At 76.7% G+C, this 19006-nt stretch carries 21 protein-coding genes and 1 tRNA gene; 12 read left to right on the top strand and 10 right to left on the bottom strand.

Annotation, left to right across the window (positions count from 1 at the left end; translation table 11 throughout):
* Window positions 1–29: 29 nt before the first annotated feature.
* The gene (locus ACI8AC_RS17565) at window positions 30–1229 is read left to right on the top strand and encodes an MFS transporter (RefSeq protein WP_456899114.1); all 1200 of its coding nucleotides are present in this window, start codon (window positions 30–32) and stop codon (window positions 1227–1229) included.
* Here the strand turns inward: ACI8AC_RS17565 and ACI8AC_RS17560 are convergent.
* A complete protein-coding gene (locus tag ACI8AC_RS17560) occupies window positions 1186–1527 on the bottom strand; it encodes a hypothetical protein (RefSeq protein ID WP_456899113.1) in 342 nt (113 codons plus the stop codon). The two genes, ACI8AC_RS17565 and ACI8AC_RS17560, sit on opposite strands and share 44 nt — an antisense overlap.
* A gap of 789 nt (window positions 1528–2316) precedes the next feature.
* Between ACI8AC_RS17560 and ACI8AC_RS17555 the strand changes: the two genes are divergently transcribed.
* Window positions 2317–2652 (top strand): hypothetical protein, encoded by a 336-nt coding sequence (locus tag ACI8AC_RS17555; RefSeq protein ID WP_456899112.1) that lies wholly within the window; start codon window positions 2317–2319, stop codon window positions 2650–2652.
* 48 nt (window positions 2653–2700) lie between these two features.
* Here ACI8AC_RS17555 and ACI8AC_RS17550 read toward each other — a convergent pair.
* Window positions 2701–2773 (bottom strand) — tRNA-Lys (locus ACI8AC_RS17550).
* Between the two features lie 161 nt (window positions 2774–2934).
* Here ACI8AC_RS17550 and ACI8AC_RS17545 point away from each other — a divergent pair.
* The 4 genes from ACI8AC_RS17545 to ACI8AC_RS17530 all read left to right on the top strand — a co-directional run bounded on the left by ACI8AC_RS17545 (window position 2935) and on the right by ACI8AC_RS17530 (window position 6184).
* On the top strand, window positions 2935–4128 hold the full coding sequence (locus ACI8AC_RS17545) for a L,D-transpeptidase (protein WP_456899111.1): 1194 nt from the start codon (window positions 2935–2937) through the stop codon (window positions 4126–4128).
* Window positions 4129–4209: 81 nt separating this feature from the next.
* Entirely contained in the window at window positions 4210–4698 is a 489-nt protein-coding gene (locus tag ACI8AC_RS17540; protein WP_456899110.1) for a hypothetical protein, read from the top strand.
* 122 nt (window positions 4699–4820) lie between these two features.
* Window positions 4821–5903: a WD40/YVTN/BNR-like repeat-containing protein gene (locus tag ACI8AC_RS17535; protein ID WP_456899109.1), complete on the top strand. Its 1083-nt coding sequence runs from the start codon at window positions 4821–4823 to the stop codon at window positions 5901–5903.
* Entirely contained in the window at window positions 5900–6184 is a 285-nt protein-coding gene (locus ACI8AC_RS17530; protein WP_456899108.1) for a MoaD/ThiS family protein, read from the top strand. Before ACI8AC_RS17535 ends, ACI8AC_RS17530 begins: the two co-directional genes overlap by 4 nt.
* A 70-nt stretch (window positions 6185–6254) precedes the next feature.
* Here the strand turns inward: ACI8AC_RS17530 and ACI8AC_RS17525 are convergent, their stop codons facing one another.
* From ACI8AC_RS17525 to ACI8AC_RS17510, 4 genes are all read right to left on the bottom strand, one after another.
* Window positions 6255–6500 (bottom strand): hypothetical protein, encoded by a 246-nt coding sequence (locus tag ACI8AC_RS17525; RefSeq protein WP_456899107.1) that lies wholly within the window; start codon window positions 6498–6500, stop codon window positions 6255–6257.
* Between the two features lie 154 nt (window positions 6501–6654).
* The gene (locus ACI8AC_RS17520) at window positions 6655–7383 is read right to left on the bottom strand and encodes a DUF2267 domain-containing protein (protein WP_456899106.1); all 729 of its coding nucleotides are present in this window, start codon (window positions 7381–7383) and stop codon (window positions 6655–6657) included.
* 152 nt (window positions 7384–7535) lie between these two features.
* The gene (locus ACI8AC_RS17515) at window positions 7536–8621 is read right to left on the bottom strand and encodes a DUF3616 domain-containing protein (RefSeq protein WP_456899105.1); all 1086 of its coding nucleotides are present in this window, start codon (window positions 8619–8621) and stop codon (window positions 7536–7538) included.
* A 378-nt stretch (window positions 8622–8999) separates the two neighbouring features.
* Window positions 9000–9473 (bottom strand): ArsI/CadI family heavy metal resistance metalloenzyme, encoded by a 474-nt coding sequence (locus ACI8AC_RS17510; RefSeq protein ID WP_456899104.1) that lies wholly within the window; start codon window positions 9471–9473, stop codon window positions 9000–9002.
* A 95-nt stretch (window positions 9474–9568) separates the two neighbouring features.
* On the opposite strand from ACI8AC_RS17510, the gene ACI8AC_RS17505 reads away from it, so the two are divergent.
* Window positions 9569–9919 (top strand): Rv2640c family ArsR-like transcriptional regulator, encoded by a 351-nt coding sequence (locus ACI8AC_RS17505; protein WP_456899103.1) that lies wholly within the window; start codon window positions 9569–9571, stop codon window positions 9917–9919.
* Window positions 9920–9925: 6 nt separating this feature from the next.
* On the opposite strand, the gene ACI8AC_RS17500 is transcribed toward ACI8AC_RS17505, so the two are convergent.
* The gene (locus tag ACI8AC_RS17500) at window positions 9926–10306 is read right to left on the bottom strand and encodes an ArsR/SmtB family transcription factor (RefSeq protein WP_456899102.1); all 381 of its coding nucleotides are present in this window, start codon (window positions 10304–10306) and stop codon (window positions 9926–9928) included.
* Between the two features lie 114 nt (window positions 10307–10420).
* Between ACI8AC_RS17500 and arsB the strand changes: the two genes are divergently transcribed.
* The 5 genes from arsB to ACI8AC_RS17475 all read left to right on the top strand — a co-directional run bounded on the left by arsB (window position 10421) and on the right by ACI8AC_RS17475 (window position 16223).
* Window positions 10421–11536 carry an ACR3 family arsenite efflux transporter gene (arsB, locus tag ACI8AC_RS17495; RefSeq protein WP_456899101.1) on the top strand — a complete coding sequence of 372 codons (1116 nt, stop codon included), beginning with the start codon at window positions 10421–10423 and terminating at the stop codon, window positions 11534–11536.
* A gap of 28 nt (window positions 11537–11564) precedes the next feature.
* A complete protein-coding gene (locus ACI8AC_RS17490) occupies window positions 11565–12236 on the top strand; it encodes an arsenate reductase ArsC (RefSeq protein WP_456899100.1) in 672 nt (223 codons plus the stop codon).
* Complete coding sequence (locus tag ACI8AC_RS17485) at window positions 12233–13696, top strand: FAD-dependent oxidoreductase (RefSeq protein ID WP_456899099.1); 1464 nt, start codon at window positions 12233–12235, stop codon at window positions 13694–13696. The genes ACI8AC_RS17490 and ACI8AC_RS17485 overlap by 4 nt, the downstream gene beginning before the upstream one ends.
* A gap of 37 nt (window positions 13697–13733) precedes the next feature.
* Window positions 13734–14144: an arsenate reductase ArsC gene (locus tag ACI8AC_RS17480; protein WP_456899098.1), complete on the top strand. Its 411-nt coding sequence runs from the start codon at window positions 13734–13736 to the stop codon at window positions 14142–14144.
* Window positions 14145–14387: 243 nt separating this feature from the next.
* Window positions 14388–16223, top strand: a complete 1836-nt coding sequence (locus ACI8AC_RS17475; RefSeq protein ID WP_456899097.1) for a hypothetical protein — start codon at window positions 14388–14390, stop codon at window positions 16221–16223.
* Between the two features lie 34 nt (window positions 16224–16257).
* Here ACI8AC_RS17475 and ACI8AC_RS17470 read toward each other — a convergent pair whose 3' ends face one another.
* The 3 genes from ACI8AC_RS17470 to ACI8AC_RS17460 all read right to left on the bottom strand — a co-directional run bounded on the left by ACI8AC_RS17470 (window position 16258) and on the right by ACI8AC_RS17460 (window position 18914).
* Complete coding sequence (locus ACI8AC_RS17470) at window positions 16258–16665, bottom strand: MerR family transcriptional regulator (RefSeq protein ID WP_456899096.1); 408 nt, start codon at window positions 16663–16665, stop codon at window positions 16258–16260.
* 47 nt (window positions 16666–16712) lie between these two features.
* On the bottom strand, window positions 16713–18203 hold the full coding sequence (locus ACI8AC_RS17465) for a SulP family inorganic anion transporter (protein ID WP_456899095.1): 1491 nt from the start codon (window positions 18201–18203) through the stop codon (window positions 16713–16715).
* Between the two features lie 228 nt (window positions 18204–18431).
* Window positions 18432–18914 carry an acyltransferase gene (locus tag ACI8AC_RS17460; protein WP_456899094.1) on the bottom strand — a complete coding sequence of 161 codons (483 nt, stop codon included), beginning with the start codon at window positions 18912–18914 and terminating at the stop codon, window positions 18432–18434.
* Window positions 18915–19006: the final 92 nt, after the last annotated feature.

Genomic DNA, 19006 nt, shown 5'->3' with positions numbered 1-19006 from the left:
GTGACGGGGCCCGGCGGGAGGGGAGCGGTGTGGGCGGCGGGACGGCGGGGGAGCGGACGTCGCTGTGGCGGCTGCCGGCGATGCGGGCGCTGGTCGGCGCGACCGCGCTGGGGTTCGTCAGCTTCTGCCTGACCCTGGCCTCGCTGCCGGCCTACGCCGTCGCAGGCGGCACCCCGGCGGCCACCGCGGGCCTGGTCACGACGGTCTTCCTCGTCGTCACCGTCGCGGGGCAGGCGCTCGTACCGGCGGCGACCGCCCGGTTCGGGACCGGGCCGGTGCTGACGGCCGGGCTGCTCGCGCTGGGCGCGCCCGCCCCGCTGTACGCGGTCGACGACGGGCTGGCGTGGCTGTCGGCCGTGTCGGCGGTCCGCGGCGCCGGCTTCGCGGTGCTGACCGTGCTCGGCGCGACGCTGGCCTCCCGGGTCGCCCCGGCCGACCGGCGCGGGGAGGCCATCGGGCTGTACGGGCTGGCGATCGCGGTGCCCAACCTGGTCGCCGTCCCCGCCGGGGTCGCCCTCGTGCTCGGCGGGCACGCGGGGTGGCTGGCGTGGCTCTCCGCCGCGCCCGTGCTGGCGCTCCCGCTGGTGCCCGGCCTGGTGCGCGCGGTGACCCTGCCGCCGGCCTCCGGCACCGCCTCCGGGGTGGCGGCGCGGGCCGCGCTCGTCCCGGCGGTCGTGCTGCTCGTGGTGACCCTGGCCGGCGGGGGCCTGGTGACCTTCCTGCCCATCGAGCGCCCTGACGGGGCCCTGGCCACCGTGGCCCTGCTGGTCTTCGGGGTGACCGGGGCGGTCGCCCGCTGGCGGGCGGGGCTGCTCGCCGACCGGCTCGGGACCGGCGCGCTGCTGCCGGCCGGCCTGGTCGCCGCCGCGCTGGGGCTCGCCGGGGTCGCCGCGGGGCTGGTCGCCGGCGACGGGTGGGTGCTCGCTGGCGCGGCGCTGTTCGGGATCGGCTACGGGGCGGTGCAGAACCTCACCCTGCTGCGTGCCTTCGCGCGGGCGGGCGAGAGCGGCGCCACCGCGGCCAGCGCGATGTGGAACGCCTCGTTCGACACCGGGACCGCCGTGGGTGCCCTGGTCCTGGGGCTGGCCGCCGAGCGCACCGGGCTGCCGTGGACCTACACGGCGGTGGCGGTGGTGCTGCTGCTGGCGCTGCCGCTGGCCCGGGCCGCGGCCCGCCCGGCGCCGGTCAGCCCGCGAAGCGCTCGGCCAGGGCCAGCTGCGAGCGGATGAGCACGACCTCCTCGGCTGAGCGACGCAGCCACACCCGCAGCCCGTCGGGGTCGCTGCGGTTCCGGTCGCGGAGGACGCCGAGGTGCAGGTGCCGGGTGGTGGCCTGGGCCCGCTGCGCCGGCGGCAGCCGCCGGCTCTCGGTGCGGGCGATGCCGGTCAGGCCGGCGCCGACGTAGACCAGCTCGCGGATGGTCGGGACCCCCGCGAGCAGCGCGTCGGCGGCCTCATGGTCGTCGGCGGTCAGCAGGGCGACGAGTTCGTCGGCGGTGCGCCGTCCGGTGGTGTGGGGGTCGGTCACGGGGTCATTGTCGTCCTCCGGACGGCGGGCCCGCGGAGCCGTCCTCCGGACGGCGGGCCCGCGGGGCCGGCCCTCAGGGCTGACGGGCCCCCGCGGGCGTGCACCCGCGGGGGCCTCGACGGGGCGGGCGGCCCCCGTCGTCGCCCACCCGCCGCGGGCGGCGGTGCAGCAGCCGGCTCACGACCCCGGGGGAGCGCGGCGGTGCCGGCGGGCCCTCGACCCGGACCCAGGCGTGCGTGCCCATCGTCATCGCGACCTCCTCGGCACTTCCCGGCTGTTCACCGCGAGCCGGCCGCGCCGGCGCTCCCGCGGACACCCGGGAACACCCTGATCCGCCCCTGGGACCGGGCTGCCGGGCGCCGGACCGAGGTCTTGAGGGTTCCTTGCGGGAACGCGGCGGGGCTCCTGCGGACCGCCCGGCACCGTTCTCCTCGTCGCCGCGGGGGAACGGCGGCGAACGGAAGCGCCGGTGTCTCCGCAGCACGGGGGGACGGAGCCGCCGGCAGTCCGGGCCGGGACGCCGTGGGGGACGGCGCACCGGCCGGGGGACGCACGGGGCCGGTCGCGAGGGGGATCGCGGCCGGCCCCGCCGCGCGTCCGCGGTCGGGACCGCCGCCGGGGTGGCTGCTCCCGCCGACCAGGCCCCCGGGCGGCGGCGTCGTCGTGGAAGGCCACCGGCGAGCGGCCGGTGACCTCGGCCACCACCCCGTTCGGGACGTCGTCCCCGCGCCTGCGCAGCGCGGCGAAGGCGGGCAGCGCCTGCCGGGCTGCCTCCACCGGGAGCCCGCCGTGCTGGGCGTCGAGGAAGCCCTGGTCGCTGCCGTCGAACCGCACCTGCCGGCCGCTGATCCGCGCGACGGTCGCCACCGCCTCGTCGAAGGTCAGCGCCTCGGGGCCGTGCAGCTCGAGCACCCGACCGGCGTGCCGGTCGGTGGAGAGGGCGACAGCCGCCACCGCGGCGACGTCCCCGGCGTCGACGAACGCCTGCCGCAGCCCGCCGACCGGCACGGCCACCGCACCCGCGAGCACGCCGGCCCGCAGGAAGCCCTCGTCGAAGTCCTGGTCGCCAGCAGGGGCGTCGAGGACGACCAGCGCAGTCACGGCGAGCAACGCTGCAGCCGGTGATCGAGGTGCGAGGGCGCCCTGGCGGACCTGCGAGGTCGAGACTGTGGGTGCGCCATCAGGGACTCGAACCCCGAACCCGCTGATTAAGAGTCAGCTGCTCTGCCAATTGAGCTAATGGCGCGTGCCGCCCGGCGGGCCGGGCAACGAGGGAGAACGATACCAGCGCCGCCCGCCCCCGCGCCGGGCGCCCCGGCCCGGCGCCACCGGCTGTCCCGTGCCGGCGTGGACACTGGGAGGCCGTGCCCGGCGCCCGCCGGGTCCGCCGACCGGGGAGGGGACGTCATGCGGCGCACGGCCGTGCTGGTCACGACGGGGGCGCTGCTCCTGCTGACCGGCTGCCAGGGGAGCGGCAGCGGGGGCGCGGTGGCCGCCGGGACGACCGCCCCGACCCCTCCGGCCCCCTCCGCCACGGTCGCGCTGACGCCGGCCGACGGTGCCGCCGACGTGGCCCCGGCCGACCCGGTGGAGATCTCCGTCACGGACGGCGAGCTCGCGGAGGTCACGGTCGTCGACGACGCCGGGGCCGAGGTGCCCGGCTCGGTCGCCGACTCCCCGGACGGCGCGGGCGCCGAGCTGTGGACGCCCGAGGACGACCTCGACTACGGCACCACCTACACGGTCACCGCGACCGCCGGGGGGGCGGACGACGCGACCGTTGAGGCGGTGGCCACCTTCACCACCGTCACCCCCGACGTCCTCACCACCCCGGGCATCGGACCCCTCGACGGCACCACCGTGGGGGTCGGCATGCCGATCCGGGTCTACTTCGACGAGCCCGTCACCGACCGGGCGGCGGCCGAGCGCCACCTGCTGGTCACCAGCTCGCGGCCCACCGACGGCCGGTGGAGCTGGTTCTCCGACACCGAGGTGCACTTCCGGCCCTCGACCTACTGGCCCGCCGACACCGACGTGACCCTCGAGGCCGACCTGCACGGCGTCGACCTCGGCGGCGGCGTGTGGGGGGAGAAGGACCGGACGGTCGCCTTCCACGTCGGCGACCGGCACGTCTCGATCGCCGACGCCGCGACCCACACCCTCGAGGTCTACGACGGCGACCGGCTGGTGCAGTCCTGGCCGATGAGCGCCGGCAGCCCGGAGAACCCCAGCCACGACGGGCCGCACGTGGTCACCGAGCTCAACCGCAACCGGGTCATGGACTCGAGCACCTACGGGGTCCCCGTGGACAGCCCCGACGGCTACCGGACGCCGGTCGAGTACGCCGTCCGGCTGTCGAACAACGGCGAGTTCGTGCACGCCGCCCCGTGGTCGGTGGCGCAGCAGGGCCACGAGAACGTGTCGCACGGCTGCATCAACCTCTCCACCGAGCGGGCGGCCTGGTTCTTCGACTTCTCCCGGCCCGGGGACGTCGTGGAGATCCGCAACTCCACCGGCCCGGACCTGTCCCGCGCGGACGGCGACATCTCCGACTGGACGATCCCCTGGGACGAGTGGGTCGCCGGCAGCGCGCTCTCCTGATCTCCGCACCCACCAGGCGTTTCACCCTCCGCCGGCCGGGGAATCCTGCGATCCGCCCGTCCGAGTGCGAGGAGATGACCGGTGGACACGTGGGTGATCGTGCTGATCGTCGTCGCGGCGGTGGTGCTGCTCGCCGTCCTGGCGCTGGCCATGGCCAAGCGCAGCCGCATCAACGGCGCGCGCAAGCGGGAACAGGCCCGCGAGCACCTGCGGGAGGCCGAGGTGCGCCACGCCCAGGCGGAGCGCGACCGCGCCGCCGCCGAGGAGCAGGCCGCCCGCGCCCGGCGGGAGCGCCTGGAGGTCGAGGAGCGGACCCGCCTGGCCGAGGAGGAGGCCGCGCAGCGGGCGGCCGCCGCGCAGGAGCACGCCTCGGCCGCCGAACAGCTCCGGGCCAAGGCCGACAAGCTCGCGCCCGGCCTGGCCGACCGGGACCGGCGGCACGTCGTCGAGGGCAACACCGCAGTCGAGGGGACCGCCGTGGAGGGGCACGCCGCGGAGGGCCACCCGGCGGAGGGCTACCCGACGCCGGCCGGGAACGACCACCCCGCAGGCGGTGCCACCCGCCGCTGAGGCAGCCGGCGGCCCGGGTGCCGCCCGCTGCTGACCGGCCGCCGGCCGGCCGATGAGTTCCGGCGCCCCCGTGGGTCTACCCGCGGGGGCGCCGTCCGTGCGCCCCGGACCTGGAGGGCGCCATGACCGACCTGCTCGCCATCGGCACGCGCAAGGGCCTGTTCCTGGCCCGCAGCGACGACGACCGCCGCACCTGGACCCTCGACGGCCCCCACCTCCTCGCCCAGGAGGTCGCGGCCGTCGCCGTCGACACCCGGCGGGCGCGGCCGCGCCTGCTGGCCGGCATCCAGTACGGCCACTGGGGCCCCACCGTGATGCGCTCCGACGACCTCGGCGGCACGTGGGAGGAGACGGAGTCTGGGGCGATCCGCTTCCCCGAGGACACCGGCGCCGCGCTCGCCCGGGTCTGGCAGCTGCGGCCGGACACCGCCGAGCGGCCCGACGTCGTGTGGGCCGGCTGCGAGCCGCACTCGCTGTGGCGCAGCTCGGACGGCGGCGAGAGCTTCGAGCTCGTGCGCGGGCTGTGGGACCACCCGCACCGGCCCACCTGGGAGCCGGGCGCCGGCGGCGGCGCGGTGCACACCGTGCTGCCCGACCCGGCCTCGGACCGGGTGACTGTCGCGATGAGCACCGGCGGCGTGTACGTCAGCGAGGACGGCGCGGAGAAGTGGGAGCCGCGCAACCGCGGGATCAGCGCGGTCTTCCTGCCCGAGCCGCCGCCCGAGTACGGCCAGTGCGTGCACAAGGTGGCCGTCGACGCCGCCGGCCCGGAGCGGATGTACGCGCAGAACCACTTCGGCGTGTTCCGCACCGACGACGGCGGGCTGAGCTGGACCTCGATCGCCGGCGGGCTGCCCGCCGACTTCGGGTTCCCGGTCGTGGCCTCGCCCTCCACCCCGGGCACCGCCTGGGTGGTGCCGCTGGTCGCCGACGTGCAGCGGGTGCCACCCGGCGGCCGGCTGCGGGTGCACCGCACCCGGGACGCCGGCGCGACCTGGGCCGAGGTGGGCGTCGGCTTGCCCGACGCCTCGTGGACGGCGGTGGTCCGGGACGCCGCCTGCGCGGACGCGGGCGACCCCACCGGCCTCTACGTCGGCACCCGGGACGGCTGCGTCTACGCCAGCCGCGACGAGGGCGACACGTTCACCACCGTCGCCGCCCACCTGCCGGACGTGCTCGTGGTGCGCGCGGCGCGGCTGCCGTGACCGCGGTCGAGGTGCTGCTGCCGGGGTCCCTCGCCGACCTGGCCGGCGGCGAGCGGCACCTGCGGGTGGACGCCGGCGGCGGGACCCTGCGGGACGTGCTGGACGTGCTCGACGTCGCGCACCCCGTGCTGGGCCGCCGGATCCGGGACGAGGCCGGGGCGATCCGCCGCTTCGTCAACGTCTACGTCGACGGCGACGACGTGCGCTTCGCCGGCGGCCTCGGGACGGCGGTGCCCGAGGGCGCGACGGTGCAGGTGCTGCCGTCGGTCGCCGGCGGCTGAGGGGGCGCGCCCGGCGCGGTGCGTGGCGGCCGGGCCCGGCGGGGTGCGGGTCGGGTGGGCGGGACGGTGGTCAGAGGGTGGCGAGCGTGGCGCACTCGGCGCACAGCTGCCCGGGCTCGTAGCCCTCCGGCGGCCAGACGGTCTCCTCGTCGAGCGCCACGTAGGCACCGCACAGCGATTTGCGGCTGCGGCCGCTGACCCGGCCGATGGTGGCGTGCGCCGGGCCGATCTGCCGCGCCACCAGGCCCTCGGGGCTGCCCACCGAGCCGACCATGACGACCGCGTGCGCGGTCCCGTAGGAGTAGGCGAGCGTCATGGGGCCAGGGTCGCCAGCGGCACCGGCCGGGGACCAGCACCGGCGGCGGGCGTGTCCGGCACAGCGGTCTCACCGTGCACACCGGCCCCGGGCGCACCGGCCCCGGGCGCACCGGCCCCGGGCGCACCGGCCCCGAGCACACCGGCCCGGCGGCTCACCACTGCCGGGCCGGCGGGCCGCCCCCCGTCCCGTCGAGGACCTCCTGGATGCGCCGCGCCAGCGCCACGTCGAGGTCGGTGACGCAGTCGCAGGAGCGGGTGCGCAGCACGAGGGCGACGCCGTCGGGCAGCTCCTCCACCAGGGCGCGGTGGTGCAGGTCCTGCTCGGCCCGGTGGATGCGCGCCAGCAGCGGACGTCCCTGGCCGGGGTCCAGCACGACGGTCCGCCGCAGGCCCGACGTGTCCCCGCTCCAACCGGGCAGCTGCGCGAGGACCGCCCGCACGTCGTCCGGCGTCAGCTGGGTCAGCTGGGTCGGCTGCGACGCCGCGACGCTCGCCGCCTGCGACGGCAGGGCCGCGGAGAAGAGGTCCGCGGCGTCGGCGGGGAGGTCCTGCCGGACCTGCTCGGCGACCTCCGGCTCCGCCTCGGCGACGCAGGAGAGCACGGCGTGGGCCTCGTAGCGGGCCCGCTCCTCGGTGACGTCGGCACGCCGGGCGACCCGCCGCACCAGGTCGCCGGTGTCCTCGGCCTGCACCGGCGGGGCGTTCTCCACGACCGGGCGCAGCGACCCCGGCACCACCGCGGCCAGCGCCCGCCGCTGCTCGGGGGCCACCGCCCCGGCCACGGTGGTGAGCACCGCGGTGAGCGCGACGACCGCCTGGTCGGCGTCGTCCAGCCCGGCGCGCTGCTCGACGTCCTCGACCAGTTCCTGGTAGCTCAGCACGGGTTCCCCCTCCCGGGGACGCGGCGCCCGCGCGGGACGTCGTCCGGACGCCGGCTGCGCTGCCTGGGCTCGGCGCCCCCTGCGTACCGCGCCCCGGAGGGGCCGAAACGGGCGCGCCGGGGGCCGGTCGCGGCCCCGGCGCGCCCGCGCCGTCAGCCCGCGGCCGGGGAGGCGGGCAGCTTGACGACGTCCGCGGTCACCGAGTCGCCGACCAGCCGCGACGGGGCCGGGCTGTCGTAGACGACCAGCAACCGGGGCTCGGCGGTGCCGACCAGGCCGATCCCCTCGGCGTGGTCGTCGCCGTCCCCGAACGGGATCTCCACCTCGCGGGTCAGCGCCTCCCCGCGCACCACCTGCGGCGTCTCGGCTCGGCACGCCCCGTGCCAGCGGTAGACCCGCACCGGGCCGTCGAGGTCCATGGTCGGGCCGGCGAGGACGAGCAGGTCCTCGCCGTGCGGGCACAGGTCGCGCACGCCGAGCCCGTCCATGCGCAGCACGTGCTTGCGGTAGCGGCGGCCCTGGCAGAAGCGGGTCAGCCGCAGCCGGGTGGGGTCGTCGGGGTCGACCTCCGGCCGCAGCTCCAGGACGACGGCCCAGCCGCGCAGCACCGGCCCGCGCAGGCCGAGGTAGACCCGGTCGCCCCGGACCGCGATCCCCTCGACGTCGAGACCGTTGTCCTTGCCGGGGATGGGCAGGAACGGGGCCAGGTGCTCGTCGTCGGCCAGCAGGTCGCGCAGGTCGCGGCCGCGGGCGCCGAAGACGGCCGCCCGGTGGGTCCGGCCGTCGACGGTCAGCTCGCGGACCGGGGTGGGCAGGCCGTCGACGTCGGCCACGGGGAGGCGGACGATCACCTGGCGGTTGGCCTGGCCGGTCACCCGCGCGAGCCGGCGCAGCGCCTTCTCGCCGTCGTGCTCGTCGCGGATCCGCCGGCGGCGCAGGCTGTGCGAACCCACGGCCCAGAGGAAGTGCCCCGAGCGGGCCAGACCCTCGACGTCGGCCTCCTCGTCGGCGTCGGCGCCGGGCAGGTCGACGAGGTCGGCCAGCCGGAAGGTCGCCTGGGCGGCGTACTCGCCCGGGTGCTCGGGGTCGTCGGCCACCAGCCGCTCGACGGTGGCCGTCTCGTCCCCGGCCACCCACAGGACCGGCCCGTCGCTGCGGACGGCGGAGAGGTTGGAGTGGGTCGCGGAGGTGCGGGAGGAGTCGGAGAAGGTCAGCCGGACGGAGCGCTCGACGGTCATGGCGGCGCACCCTGGCACGGCAGCGGGCGGAAGGGGAGGGCTCCGTGCGCGGCGCGGTCACCCGTCCGTGACCCGCCGGCGGGTCCGGCCGTAGGGGGCCTCGCGCTCCTCCGTGCCGGTGCAGAGGTGCAGCGCGCCGTCGTGCCACACGGTGATCAACGGGGTCACGTGGGGCGGCCGTCAGGACGGACGCTGACCGGGAACGTGGTCCCCGCGGCGGCGAGGACCTCCCGGGCCTCCCACGCCCGGGGCGCGGACCCGGGTCGCCGTGGCGCGCGTCGATCCCGGTGGTCGATGCGGTCGCCGTGATGGCGTGCGCCTCGCGCCCCGGTACCGACCCGCGGACGACGGGCCGGTACCGGGGACGGCGGGGGCCGGTCAGCAGCAGGCAGCCGCCGTCCTGCCCGGGGCGGCTGCCTGCTCGCCGCTGCCGCAGCACGTCGTCGCCCCCGGGTCGGCGGGCGCCGACGGGCCGGAGCCGAAGGTGGGGCTGTCGGCCAGCACGGTGTAGACCTCCCAGCGCTCGCCGTCCGGGGCGGTCACCCAGGCCTTGTCCTGGGTGGCGTAGCAGCAGGTGGTGCCCATCTCCTCGTCGGCGAGGAGCCCGGCGGTGGTCAGCCGGTCGATCTCGGCACGCACGGTGCCGGTGGAGTCCACCTCGACGCCGAGGTGGTTGATCGTGCCCCCGGAGCCGGGGTTCTCGAGGAGGACGAGCTTGAGCGGCGGGTCGGCGACGGCGAAGTTCGCGTACCCGGGCCGCCGCTTGGCCGGCTCGGTGCCGAAGAGCGTGGAGTAGAAGGCGACGGCCTGCTCGAGGTCGTCGACGTCGAGGGCGAGCTGGACGCGGGACACGGGGACCTCCGGGTGGTGAGACATATGTCGAACTGGATGGCACCACAGTGACCCACCTCCTCGACATATGTCAAGAAGGTGGCAGACTGGGGCCCATGCCGAAGGCCCTGCCCGTCGTCGACACCTCCGCACCGGTGTGCTGCGCGCCGGTCGCGGCCGCGCCGATGGGGGAGGACGACGCGGTGGGGGTCGCGCTCCGGCTCAAGGCGCTGGCCGACCCCACCCGGCTGCGCCTGCTCTCCCTGCTGCTGGCCCGCGGCGAGGTCTGCACCTGCGACCTGGCGCCGGCCGTGGGCCTGACCGAGGCGACGGTGAGCCACCACCTCGGGCAGCTGCGGAAGGCCGGGCTCGTCTCGGGGGAGCGGCGCGGGATGAACGTGTACCACCGGGCGCACCGGGAGGCGCTCGGTGCGCTGGTGCGGGTCCTCGACCCCGACTGCTGCTGAGCCGGGTCAGGTCCCGGCGGGCTCCCGGACGCCGGGCAGGGCGGCGCCCACGGCCTCCATCGCGCCGGGCACGAGCGAGTAGTGCGACCACACCCCGCGCTTCTCCCGGCGCAGGAAGCCGGCCTCGACCAGCACCTTGCAGTGGTGGCTCACCGTCGGCTGGCTCAGCTCCAGCGGGCCGGTGAGGTCGCAGGTGCACGCCTCGCCGGTGGGGCTGGCGGCGACGAGGGACAGCAGGCGCAGCCGCGCGGGGTCGGCCAGCGCCTTGAGCGTGCGGGCGAGGTCCCCGGCGGCGCCGGCGTCCAGCCCGCCGGTCAGCGCCGTCGGCGCGCAGGCGTCGTCGGCGCCGAGGATTGGGAGCGCGGTGCCGGTTCGACTGCTGTTCACCCGGCCAGTCTGCCCGGTCGATTGACGGCTGTCGATGCGTGGGGCACAGTCATCGATGCCCGTCGATGCCTTCGGCGGGGACGACCGGAGACGACCGAGAGGCGTGCTGCCCCGATGAGCGACACCGTCGCCGAGACCGCGCGCGCCGGCGCCGATGCACCGGTGCTGGCCCGGCTGTCCACGCTGGACCGCTTCCTGCCGGTGTGGATCGTCGCCGCGATGGCCCTGGGCCTGGGGCTGGGCCGGCTGGTCCCCGGGCTGGACGACGCGCTCTCGGCGGTCGAGATCGGGAACGTCAGCCTGCCGATCGCCCTCGGGCTGATCCTGATGATGTACCCGGTGCTGGCCAAGGTCCGGTACACCGAGGTGGGCCGGGTGACCGGCGACACCCGGCTGCTGGCCGCCTCGCTGGTGCTCAACTGGCTGGTCGGCCCGGCGCTGATGTTCGCGCTGGCCTGGTTGCTGCTGCCCGACCTGCCCGAGTACCGCACCGGGCTGATCATCGTCGGCCTGGCCCGCTGCATCGCCATGGTGCTCATCTGGAACGACCTCTCCTGCGGGGACCGCGAGGCCGCCGCGGTCCTGGTGGCGATCAACTCGGTGTTCCAGATCCTGGCGTTCGCCGCGCTCGGCTGGTTCTACCTGCAGGTGCTGCCCGGCTGGCTGGGGCTGCCCACCACGTCGGCGGAGTTCAGCGTGTGGGCCATCGTGCTGTCGGTCCTCGTCTTCCTCGGCATCCCGCTGCTGGCGGGCTTCCTCACCCGCACGCTCGGCGAGCGGGCACGCGGCCGGGAGTGGTACGAGTCGCGCTTCCTGCCGCGCATCGGCCCGGTCGCCCTGTACGGGCTGCTGTTCACGATCGTGATGCTCTTCGCGCTCCAGGGGGAGGCCATCACCTCGCAGCCGTGGGACGTCGCCCGGATCGCGCTGCCGCTGCTCGCCTACTTCGTGCTCATGTTCGGCGGCGCGTTCGCCCTCGGCCGCGGCCTCGGCCTGGGCTACGCCAAGACCTCGACGCTGGCCTTCACCGCCGCCGGCAACAACTTCGAGCTCGCCATCGCCGTCGCGATCGGGACCTTCGGCGTCACCTCCGGCCAGGCGCTGGCCGGCGTGGTCGGCCCGCTGATCGAGGTCCCGGTGCTGGTGGCGCTGGTGTACGTCGCGCTGTGGGCGCGCCGCCGGCTGACCTGGCCGGCCGGGACGGACGGGGTGGCGGCCGGCACCCGCTGAGCCCCGCCGGGAAGAGGGAGGACGACGGATGCCGGACACCGAGCGCGACGCCCAGGTGGCGAGGGTCCTCGCCGACCTCGTCCGCGACTACGACGACCGCTTCCCCCGCGCGGAGGTCGAGGCGGTCTACCGGGACAGCTACGACCGCCTGGCCGCCACGGCGCAGGTGCGCACGTTCCTGCCGGTGCTGGCCGGCCGCTTCGCCTGCCAGCGCCTCGACGCCCGCGCGGTCAGCCAGGGCAAGCGCCCCCGCCGCGCCCCCTCGGTGCTCTTCGTCTGCGTGCACAACGCCGGCCGCTCCCAGATGGCGGCCGCCCTCCTGCGCCACCACGCGGGCACCGCGATCCACGTGCACACCGCCGGCAGCGACCCCGCCGAGGCGATCCACCCCGAGGTGGTGGCGGCCACGGCGGAGGTCGGGCTGAGCCTGGACCAGGAGTTCCCCAAGCCGCTCACGCACGACGTGCTGGCCGCCTCCGACGTGGTGGTCACCCTCGGCTGCGGCGACGAGTGCCCGGTCGTGCCGGGCCGCCGCTACGAGGACTGGCCGGTGGCGGACCCTGCCGGGGCCGGCCCCGGCGAGGTCGCCGCCATCCGGGCCGACCTCGACGCCCGCGTCCGCGCGCTCGTGGTCTCCCTGCTCCCGGACCTCCCGCCCCCCGCGCCGGTCGCCCCGCCGGCGGCCGTGGCGACCCGGTGACCGCGGCCCCGCGGCTGGTCGTGGTCGGGGGCTCGGACGCCGGGATCTCCGCGGCGCTGCGCGCCCGCGAGCTCGACCCAGGTGCCCGGGTGACCGTCGTCCTGGCCGACGAGCACCCCGACCTCTCCATCTGCGGCCTGCCCTACTGGGTGTCCGGCGACGTCCGCGACCGGCGGGACCTCGCCCACCGCACCCGGGCCGAGCTCGAGGCGACCGGGATCCGGCTGGTGACGAGCACCCGGGCCACGGCCGTCGACGTCGGCGCGCGGACCGTCGCGCTCACCGCCGGCGACGGCGACCGGTCCCTGCTGCCCTACGACGAGCTGGTCGTCGGCACCGGCGCGGTGCCGGTGCGCCCACCCGTCGCCGGGCTGGCCGGCCTCGGGCCCGCCGACGGTGTCCACGTCCTGCACTCCATGGGCGACGCCGTCGCGCTGCAGGAGACCCTGCGGCGCGTCCTGGCGGCACCCGCACCGGGGCCGCGCCGCGCGCTGGTCGTGGGGGCCGGGTACGTCGGTCTGGAGATGGCGGAGGCGCTCACGGCCCGCGGGCTGGAGGTCGTGCAGGTCGAGGCGCTGCCGGAGGTGCTGCCCACCGTCGACCCGCCGCTGGGGCGGCTGGTGCGCGACGAGCTGACCCGCCACGGCGTGCGGGTGCACACCGGCACGACGGTCACCGCCGTCTCGGCCCGCCCCGGTGGCCGCCACCCGCTGCACGCGGACGCCACGGGCCCGGCCGGCGAGCCCCTCGGCCTCGACGTCGACGTCGTCCTGGTCGTCGTCGGGGTCCGCCCGGACACCGACCTGCTCACGGCCGCGGGAGCCCGGACCGGTCCCCGGGGGGCGGTGCTGGTGGACGAGACGATGGCCACCGGCCTGCCGCACGTCTGGGCGGCCGGCGACTGCGTGGTCACCCACCACCGGTTGGCCGGGGTGACCTGGCTGCCCCTGGGGACCACGGCGCACAAGCAGGGGCGCGTCGCGGGCGAGAACGCGGTGGGCGGGACCGGGCGACCGGCGCGCTTCGCGGGCAGCCTGGGCACCCAGGTGGTCAAGGTCTTCGACGTCGTCGCCGCCCGCACCGGGCTGCGCGAGCCCGAGGCCCTCGCCGCCGGCCACCGGCCGGGCTCCACCACGGCCGCAGCCGACGACCACAAGGCCTACTACCCGGGGGCCCGGCCGGTCACGGTGCGCCTCACCGGCGACACCCGGACCGGCCGGCTGCTGGGTGCCCAGATGGTGGGTGCGCTGGGCACCGCGACGGCCAAGCGGGTGGACACGTGCGCGACCGCGCTGTTCCACGGCACGACCGTCGACGGCCTCGGGGAGCTGGACCTGTCGTACACGCCCCCGCTGGGCTCACCCTGGGACGTGGTGCAGGTGGCCGCCCACGCGTGGGTCGCCGAGCACGCCCCACGCCGGCCGGCCGCCCGGCCGCAGCCCGCCGGCGCCCCGGCCTGATGCCCGCCGGACCCCCGACCACCCTCGAGAGGAACCCGTGACCGACCGCCCCAGCATCCTGTTCGCCTGCATCCACAACTCCGGCCGATCCGTGGCCGCGCAGGTCCTCGCCCGCCACCACGGAGGGGACGCCGTCGAGGTCCGCTCGGCCGGCTCCGAGCCGGGGGCGGGCGTCAACCCGGTCGTGGCGCAGGTGCTGGCCGAGCGGGGGCTCCCGGTCGAGGACCACGTGCCCACGCTGCTCGACGCCGACCTGGTCCGCGGCGCCGACGTGGTGGTCACGATGGGGTGCGGCGAGACCTGCCCGGTCTTCCCGGGCACGCGCTACGAGGACTGGCCGGTCGAGGACCCGAAGGGCCAGGACGTGGAGACGGTGCGGCGCATCGTCGACGACGTCGAGGCCCGGGTGCTCACCCTGCTGGCCGGGCTGGTGCCGGCCCGGGGCTGATCCACCCCGGAGCGGCACCGGGTCGGCTCCCGGCGCTCAGCCGAGCGGGGCCGCCGCGTCCAGCGTCAGGTCGAGCCCGAGGACGCCCACGTGCGGGGCGCCGACGCGGAGACCGCGTCGGCCTGCCGGGGACGGGGCGATCCTCTCCTCCGGACGATCCGACGGGCACCGGCCGGCTGCGAGAGTCGGCCCGACGTCCCGCCCCCGCCCGGGGCGGTCCGCGCTCGACAGGTCGGGGTGGCGATGGTCTCCGAGCTCAGCGGCGTCCGGCCGGTCCGTACGGCGGCACCGGAGGAGGAGGGCGCGGCTGTCGCCCTCCTCCGGCGGTTCGAGCCGGTCGTGCGGTTGACCAGGGGTGAGCTGTTCCTCCCCGGCCGGGTCGAGGACTACCTCGCCCGCGCGGCCGCGGTGCTCGGGACGGGCGCCTCGGCGCGGGTGGTCGCGGACCCCGGGACGCTGACCCCGCAGCGGCTCGCGGAGCTGGGGCGCACCCACCCCGACCAGCCGCTGTCCCTGCGCTACGTGCAACGGCCGCTGGACCGGCGGGAGCTGCGGAGCTGGCGGCGCGAGGAGGCCCCCGCACCGCTGCGCAGGGGCAGCGGGGCGGCCGCCGCCGGCCTGCTCGCCCGCCTCGTGGCCGTCGCGATGCGGTTGTCCCTGCTGCTGCGCGGCCCGGTACCGGGCGGCTGGACGGCGGCGGCCCACCGGCAGAGCCGTGCGGCCGCCGATCCGGACGCCTGCCACTGCTACGGGCGGGTCGTGCGCGACGGCGGCTACGTGGTGCTCCAGTACTGGTTCTTCTACGCGATGAACGACTGGCGGTCCTCCTTCGGCGGGGTGAACGACCACGAGGCCGACTGGGAGCACGTCGCGGTGGTCCTGGCCGAGGAGGAGGGCGGTCCGGTGCCGGCCTGGGTGGTCTTCGCCAGCCACGACGAGGTGGGTGCCGACCTGCGGCGCCGCTGGGACGACCCCGACCTGCAGCGGGCCGGCGAGCACCCGGTGGTCTTCGTGGGCGCGGGTTCGCACTCGGCGGCGTACCTGCCCGGCGACTACCTGGTCACGGCCGCGCCCGACCTGCCCCGGTGGGTGGACCGGCTGCGTCGCGCGGTGGGCCGGATCGTCCCCTGGGCCGACCCGGACGCCTCCACCATCGGCATCCCCTTCCTGGACTACCGGCGCGGCGACGGGCCGGCCATCGGGCCCGGTCAGGAGCGCGCCTGGCAGCTGCACCTGGTCGACGACGACACCGACTGGGTGCGGGACTTCCGCGGCCTGTGGGGGCTGGACACCGGCGACCCCTTCGGCGGGGAGCGGGCACCGGCCGGGCCCCGCTACGAGCGGGACGGCTCGGTGCGGCGGTCGTGGGGGGCCCCGCTGGCCTGGTCCCAGCTGGACGGCGAGCCGGCGACTCCCGCCGAGGCGCGCCGGCTGTGGCAGGTCCACGGGGAGGAGCTGGCCGGCCGGCTGGCCGTCGCGGCGGAGGAGCTCGACGCGGCACGGGCGGAGTTGCGCGAGGCCACGGTGGCCGACCGGGTCGCCGGCCGTGGGCCACGGGAGCCCGGTGCAGCCGTCGTGCGGCTGCGCAGCCGGGTCGCCGCCGTCCGGGCCCGGCAGGTCGAGCTGACCACCGAGCTCGACGCGTGGGAGCGGCGGGCCGGGAGCGCCCCGGTGGTACCGGGCCCGTGGGCGCACCTGCGCCACCGGGCGCTGCCGCTCACCACGGACGTGCAGGCGCGTGCCCGGGTGCTGCGGATCTGGGCGTCGGCGTCCAGCACCCTGCTGTTCGCGGCGCTGGGGGTGCTGCTCCTCGTCGGCGGCGACGGTCTGCTCGTGCCGGCGGCGATCACCGTCGGCGTGGTGCTGGGCGTGGAGGCCCTCCTGCGCGGACAGCTGGTCGCCCTGGCGGTCAACCTGGCTCTGCTGGCGGTGGTCGTCGTGGCGGTGTGGGCGTCGGCCGTGCTGCTGGTGAGCAACGCCCGGCTCGGTGCCGGGGTGCTCCTGCTCCTCGGCGCCACCTGGCTGGCGGGGCAGACGGTCGCCGACGCGTTCGTGCAGCGGCGGTCGAGGCGGCGCTGACGGCCCCGGTGGACGGGGCCGTCCGCGCCGGTCCTCAGGACCGCTCGCGCTGGGTGTCGAGGTGCCCGGCGAGGGTGTCGGCGAAGCCCTCGGCGACGGTGAGCTGCTCGCGCAGCGCCGTGACGCGGGCGGTCGCGGCCTCGTGGAACATGCGCAGCCGGTCGAGCAGTGCGGGCCGGTCGCCGGTGCCGGCGTCGAGGTCGGCGAGCAGGGCCAGCAGCTCGCGCATCTCCTCCAGCGCGAACCCGAGGGGCTTCATCCGCTTGATGACCTCGAGGCGGGCGACGTCGTCCTCGCTGTAGAGCCGGAAGCCCCCCTCGGTGCGGGCGGTGGGGACGACGAGCCCCTCCTCCTCGTACCAGCGGATGGTGCGCAGGCTCAGGCCGGTGCGCTCGGCGACCTGGCCGATCTGCACCAGCTCGCTGCGCGGGGTCCCGGTCACCCCTCCTTCATAGCCAACCCGCGGGCCGGGCGCCGTCCGGCCCGGCATCAGTGGGCCCCGGCGAGCCGGCCGCTGTGCCGCTCGTACCGCTGCGCCGAGTGCCCGGTGAGGCCGACGATCTCCACGGTCTTGCCGCGCTTGGCGTACTTGTGGGTGATCGCGTCGAGGGTGGCGACGGTCGAGGCGTCCCAGACGTGCGCGTCGGTCAGGTCGACGACCACGTGCTCGGGGTCGCCGGCGTAGTCGAACCGGGTGTACAGGTCGTTGCTGGAGGCGAAGAACAGCGCGCCGGTCACCGAGTAGACGCGGGTGCCGCCGTCGGGGTCGGTGACGCTGGTGACCTCGGCGAGGTGGGCCACCCGGCGGGCGAAGAGCACGCACGCGGCGACGACGCCGGCGCCGACCCCGACGGCGAGGTTGTGCGTGAGCAGGGTGCCGGCGACGGTCGTGAGCATCACCGCGGTCTCGCTGCGCGGCATGCGGTGGACGGTGCGCAGGCTGTGCCAGTCGAAGGTGGCGATCGACACGAAGACCATCACCGCGACGAGCGCGGCCATCGGGATGATCGCGACGACGTCGCCGAGGGCGACCACCAGGACGAGGAGGAAGACGCCGGAGAGGAAGGTCGACAGCCGGGTCCGGGCGCCGGACCGCACGTTGATCATCGTCTGGCCGATCATCGCGCAGCCGCCCATGCCGCCGAAGAGGCCCGAGGCGACGTTGGCCACGCCCTGGCCCCAGGACTCGCGGGTCTTGTCGGAGCCGGTGTCGGTGAGGTCGTCGACGAGCTTGGCGGTCATCAGCGACTCCATCAGCCCGACGAGGGCCACGCCGAGGGCGTAGGGCGCGATCAGCGTCAGCGTCTCCCAGGTGAGCGGGACGACCGGGAGCGCGAGGATCGGCAGGCTGTCGGGGAGCTCGCCCTGGTCGCCGACGGTCGGGAGGGTCAGGCCCGCGGCCACGGTGAGGCCGGTGAGCACGACGATCGACACCAGCGGCGCGGGGACGGCGGTGGTGAGCCGCGGCAGCAGGAAGATCATCGCCAGACCCGCGGCGACCATCGGGTAGACCAGCCACGGCACGTCCACCAGGTGGACGAGTTGCGCGGTGAAGATCAGGATGGCCAGCGCGTTGACGAAGCCGACCATGACGCTGCGCGGGATGAACCGCATCAGCCGGGCGACGCCCGCCGCGGCGAGCAGCACCTGGAACACCCCGCCGAGGACGACCGCGGCCAGCAGGTACTCCAGGCCGTGGTCGCGGGCCAGCGGGGCGACGACCAGGGCGATGGCGCCGGTGGCGGCGGTGATCATCGCCGGGCGCCCGCCGGTGAAGGCGATGACGACGGCCATCACGAAGGAGGAGAACAGCCCGACGCGGGGGTCGACCCCGGCCAGGATGGAGAAGCTGATCGCCTCGGGGATGAGCGCCAGCGCGACCACCAGGCCGGCGAGGACCTCGGTGCGGGCGACCCGCGGGGACAGCCAGGTGGGCCGGGACAGGCGCGGCCGGGGGAGGGCAGGCAGGGCTGAGGACATGGATCCGTCTCGTTCGGCGCCGTCGGGGGCGCAGGCGGGCAGCACCGCAGCCGGTGCCGGGTCAGAGGGCGGCGCGGCGGTGCACCCGCGCAGGCGGCGCGCCGGCCCGGGCAACGGGCCGGTCGGGATCGGCCGATCGGGATCTGCTGCCGGGAGCCGCGGCGCGGTGTCGACGTCAGTCTGCCGGGAACTCGTCCGTGACGTCAGGGTTGGGTGGTGAGCCGTTCGTCACGTGCCGCGGCGGTCCCGGATGCGCCGGGCGGGGTTGCCGGCGTACACGCCGGGCGTCGGGCAGTCCCGGGAGACCACGGCGCCGGCGGCGACGACGCAGTCGTCGGCGACGGTCACCCCGGGGAGCAGCACGGCGCGGGCGCCGATCCAGCAGCGGTCCCCGACGGTGATCGGCCGGGGGGTCGGGGTCCTCGCCACCGAGTCCCCGGTCGTCTCGTGGTGCGAGGTGACGAACAGGACGTCCATGCCGATCTGGCAGTCCTCGCCCACGGTAATCGGCGCGACGTCCTCGAACCGGACGCCGCCGTTGACGAAGGTGCCCGAGCCCAGCCGCACCCGGGTGCCGGCGAACTCGACCCCCGGGAAGACGTTCGGCGTCCGCAGGTCCATGCCGACCAGGCGGTAGACCAGGTACCGGAGCACCCGGGGGACGGCGACCGAGGCGGCGACCCGGTTGACCAGGATGCCGTGCACGGCCATGTAGAGGTCCTCCCGCAGGCTCCGGACCAGGAGGGTGCGGCGGGTGGGCGGGGGCGGTGCCGAGCGGTTCGTGGGATCTCCTCACGGGTGGT

The organism is Geodermatophilus sp. SYSU D00758, from assembly GCF_054049955.1.
Note: the sequence above shows the minus strand (reverse complement) of the source record. Positions and strands in the feature narration are given on the sequence as shown.